Consider the following 1,090-nt stretch of genomic DNA (forward strand, 5'->3'; position numbering starts at 1 on the left):
TCTTGTCGAGCAGCAGCGTGTTCACGTCACCGGCTGCCTCGACCGCGCGGCCGGACATGGCGAGGACGTTGCGTTGCACGAGGCGGTCCATGCCGGCGATCCCGATCGCGGACAGCAGCGCGCCGATCGTGGTGGGGATCAGGCAGACGATCAGGGAGACCAGCACGATCCCGGTGACGCCGTGCCCATCGATCGCCGCGGTGTCCGGGGCGGCGGCCTGCCACGCCTTCGAGAAGATGGCCAGGGGCTGCAGCGTGACGACCGAGAGCAGGAAGATGAGCGTGAGCGCGGCGAGCAGGATGTTCAGCGCGATCTCGTTCGGTGTCTTCTGCCGGTTGGCGCCCTCGACCAGCGCGATCATCCGGTCGACGAAGCTCTCGCCGGGCTTCTGGGTGATCTTCACGACGATCCGGTCGGAGAGGACCTTGGTGCCGCCGGTGACGGCCGAGCGGTCGCCGCCGGATTCGCGGATGACCGGTGCGGATTCGCCGGTGATGGCCGACTCGTCGACGCTGGCGATGCCCTCGATGACGTCGCCGTCGCCCGGGATGGTCTCGCCGGCCTCGACGACGACGGTGTCGCCCTGCTTGAGCTCGGCGGCCGGGGTGAGCCGCTCGACGCCGTCGACGAGGCGCCGGGCGACGGTGTCTTTCTTGGACTGGCGCAGCGTGGCGGCCTGGGCCTTGCCGCGACCCTCGGCGACGGCTTCGGCCAGGTTCGCGAAGACGACGGTGAGCCACAGCCAGACGGTGATCGACCAGGCGAGCACGCTCGGGTCGGTGACCGCGAGCATGGTGGTGAACAGTGCGCCGGCCTCGACGATGAGCATGACCGGGTTGTGCCACAGGGTGCGCGGGTCGAGCTTGGCCAGCGCGCCGGGCACGGCCTGCCACAGCTGTTTCGGGTCGAGCAGGCCGCCACCGACACGGCGGTTACCGGCCGGGGCGGACTGTTCGTCGGTGGAGGGTTTCTCGGGGGTCTGGCCTTCAGCCGGTTCAAGGGTGGCGGCGGGGCGGTTGGTAGGGGTCATGACAGTCCCTCTGCGATGGGTCCGAGAGCGAGAGCGGGCAGGAAGGTGAGGGCGACCAGG

Annotated in this window: 1 protein-coding gene; it reads right to left on the bottom strand. The window is 69.9% G+C overall.

Annotation, left to right across the window (positions count from 1 at the left end; all coding sequences use genetic code 11):
• The coding region (locus tag Ahu01nite_RS50045) for an HAD-IC family P-type ATPase (RefSeq protein WP_203843843.1) at positions 1-1,030 on the bottom strand (1,030 nt) is incomplete at its 3' end.
• Between the last annotated feature and the right edge of the window lie 60 nt (positions 1,031-1,090).

This window comes from Winogradskya humida, from assembly GCF_016862215.1.
Taxonomy (GTDB): domain Bacteria; phylum Actinomycetota; class Actinomycetes; order Mycobacteriales; family Micromonosporaceae; genus Actinoplanes; species Actinoplanes humidus.